The organism is Frankia sp. CoBUL1 (genome assembly GCF_978021245.1).
On the sequence record NZ_CDXDOS010000338.1, the window covers coordinates 1 to 3,034 of the forward strand.

2 protein-coding genes and 1 pseudogene are annotated in these 3,034 nt (G+C 69.8%); 2 read left to right on the top strand and 1 reads right to left on the bottom strand.

Going from position 1 to position 3,034, the window contains the following annotated elements:
- Positions 1-616: pseudogene (locus tag AC08OX_RS16535) on the bottom strand (HAF repeat-containing protein); the annotation flags it as partial.
- A gap of 268 nt (positions 617-884) precedes the next feature.
- On the opposite strand from AC08OX_RS16535, the gene AC08OX_RS16540 reads away from it, so the two are divergent.
- Positions 885-1,472, top strand: coding sequence for a P-loop NTPase family protein (locus AC08OX_RS16540; protein WP_476608644.1), 588 nt, complete (start codon positions 885-887; stop codon positions 1,470-1,472).
- A 386-nt stretch (positions 1,473-1,858) separates the two neighbouring features.
- Positions 1,859-2,725 carry a bifunctional methylenetetrahydrofolate dehydrogenase/methenyltetrahydrofolate cyclohydrolase FolD gene (folD, locus tag AC08OX_RS16545; protein WP_476608645.1) on the top strand — a complete coding sequence of 289 codons (867 nt, stop codon included), beginning with the start codon at positions 1,859-1,861 and terminating at the stop codon, positions 2,723-2,725.
- The last annotated feature ends 309 nt before the right edge of the window (positions 2,726-3,034 follow it).

The following is a 3,034-nucleotide window of genomic DNA, read 5'->3' on the forward strand; positions in this document are numbered from 1 at the left end:
CGCTGTTACCCACCACCCTTCCCTGCACCGTGACGGCCACGGCGGAACTCAACGGTCCGCCAAGCGTGCCCAGATCCGTCATCGTGCCGTTCGACCACCGGTAGGCGTGCTGCTCGCCCGTATTGGTGGTGCTGGTCCCCACGATGAATCCGGTGTCGCTGACGTCGACCGCGGTACTGGACTGTCCGCCCTGACTGGGGGTGCCGCCGAGGAATCCCAGCGACTGATAGACGCCACGGTTCCAGCGGAACGCCTCCCGGCTGTAACGCGTGGTGTTCTCGCCGACGACCACGCCGGCCTCGCTCACCGCGGCCGGCCGGCTGTTCCCCGGCAGGCTGCGCACCGTACCGTCGTGGTAGACGAACCCACTGAGCTCGGATGATGAGGTCTGCCAGTAGCCCGCGAAAAGGCCTGCGGTGTTGCCGCCGGTGAGGAGACCGGAGACCCCGGTCGGGGATGGAATGTCCACGACGGCGGGTCGGGTGGGCGCGGGTGGGGAGGACGGCGCCGCGGTGGCCGCGCCCGCCGCGGTGGCGGAGCCGAGGTAGCCGAGCGACCAGGGCGCGAGGGTCGTGGCCACCGTGGCGGCACGGATGAATGTCCTTCGATCGTTCATCGCGAAATGATCTCCTCTGGTCGGCTGCCACGGTCAGCCGTCGATGGTGATCGGCCGACGTCGGTCGACCGGCTGGAGGAGTTCGTGGAGCCATCACGCAATGCCAACTCTCCGAGGCCGGAGGATTGCAACATGATCTACCGTCGTCAACCAACGACACGCTGGCACCGTCGGCGGCTCACCCCCTCGGCTTGGCGGTGACGGTCGGGTCAGGATGAAGGACGATGTTTCGCCACCAGGCCGGGCGCACCAGTGGGACACTGACCGGGTGAATGCGCTCGGGACGAGCCGTGACTCCGCGCCGGCAGCGATGTCCTCTGACGCCCGGCGGATCCTCGTCGTCGGCAGCGGCGGGGCGGGCAAGAGCACCCTGGCGCGTGAGCTCGCGCGCCAGACCGGACTGCCGCTCGTGCATCTCGACCGGTACTTCTGGCAACCGGGATGGGTCGAGACACCCACGGCGCAATGGCGGTCCGTCGTTGCCGACCTCGTCGCCGAGCCCGCATGGGTGATGGACGGGAACTACGGCGGCACGCTGGACCTGCGCATTCCCGCCGCCGACCTCATCGTGTTCCTGGACCTGCCGCGGCGGATCACCATCCCACGAGTCCTGCGACGCTGGGTACGGTGGCACGGGCGGAACCGTCCCGACCTCGCCGCGAGCTGCCCAGAACGGCTTGCCCTCGCTTTTCTCACGTGGCTGTGGAGATATCCGAGTACCAGCCGCAACCGTCTCGCCGACAGCATCGCCGAACACCACGCCGGACACCGGGTCGTTCGTCTGTGTACCCCGCGTGAGGTTCGTCTCTGGCTGGCCGCCGTGGCCTATTCGGGAGTTCCAGCGGCCCGCCCGTGACGGCCACCGGCCGTCACCCGGCCGTCGGCTAGCCGTCACCCGGCGGCCGTCGCCGGTGAATGTGGGGGGACCTGAGCACGGTCTGCGGTCCCTGGACCGTGCCTTGCTCCCCACGTGCCTTGCTCCCCACAATGTGGCCGGCGTCGGTGCTTCCCGCGCCCGAGGGTTCCCCTCGGTGGTGGGTATGACGGTACCGGGCACCTGTGTGCCATGTTGGCGTAGCGTGCTCGCTCGGGCTCTGCCGGATGTCGGGGGACCGCGCCGGACGCCTGGCTGACCCGGGCATGACCCGGCTTGGAGACCGGATCGGACCCGGGCATGACCCGGATCGGAGACCCGAATAGAACCCGGACATGATCTGACGACCGTGACGCGAAGGGCCGATAGTGAGCGCAGTGACAATCGACGGCAAGGCCGTCGCCCGCAGAGTGCGTGAGAAGGTGGCCAGGGAGGTCGCTGAGTTCCGCGACCGGACCGGCATCCAGCCCGGCCTCGCGACCGTGCTCGTGGGTGACGACCCCGCGTCCGCCGTGTACGTCGGTGGCAAGCGTCGGGCCTGTGTCGAGGCCGGCATGGCCGACCTGCATCAACACCTGCCGGCCGACACCTCCCAGGAGAAGGTCGCGGCGCTCTTGGATGATCTTTCCGCCGATCCGGCCGTGTCGGGTATTCTGCTGCAGCTTCCGGTGCCCGAAGGCTTGGACGGGGCCGCGCTCGTCGGCCGGATCCCACCCGGGAAGGACGTTGACGGGCTCACCACCGCCAGCGTCGGTCTGCTCGCCCGGGGTCTGCCGGGTCTGCGGCCCTGCACACCGTCCGGGATCATCGAGTTGCTGGACTCCTACGACGTCGAGTTGTCCGGTACGCCCACGGTCGTCGTCGGTCGTTCGGAGCTGGTCGGTCGTCCGGTGGCAGCGCTGCTGGTGGGACGTAACGCGACCCTAACGATCTGTCACTCCCGTACACGGGACCTGGCGGCGGTCTGCCGCGGCGCCGACGTGCTCGTCGTCGCAGCGGGAAAGCAGGCGATCATCGGCGCCGACGCGGTGAAGCCGGGCGCCACCGTCATCGACGTCGGCATGCACCGGACCCCGCAGGGCCTGCGTGGCGACGTGGATTTCGAGGCGGTGCGCGAGGTGGCCGGGAAACTGACCCCGGTGCCGGGCGGGGTGGGGCCGATGACGATCGCGATGTTGCTGCGCAACACCCTGCTCGCTGCGCAGGCCGCCACCGGGGCTGACGGTCCGGGCTGACGGTCATCGCAAGCCGCTTACCGCACCGAGTCACCCCGGGCTTGCGGGTCACATCCCTGACGTGAAGGTTTTCATCGGTTCTTCGCCCGCCGGCCGGTGGGGCCTACGAGTTCTGTCGGTGGCATGCGCCAGAATCGCCATCGTTGGGCAGGATGTGCGTTCGGCGTGGGGAGACGGGCATGACCAGCGGGGACGAGTCCGAGCTCAGGGACGGCGGCGGGTCGGCGGCACGGGCGCCGTCCTCGCCAGCGCCAGCGGCGCAGACCCCGGCAGCGCCCCCGCCAGCGCCCCCGCCAGCGCCAGCGGCAC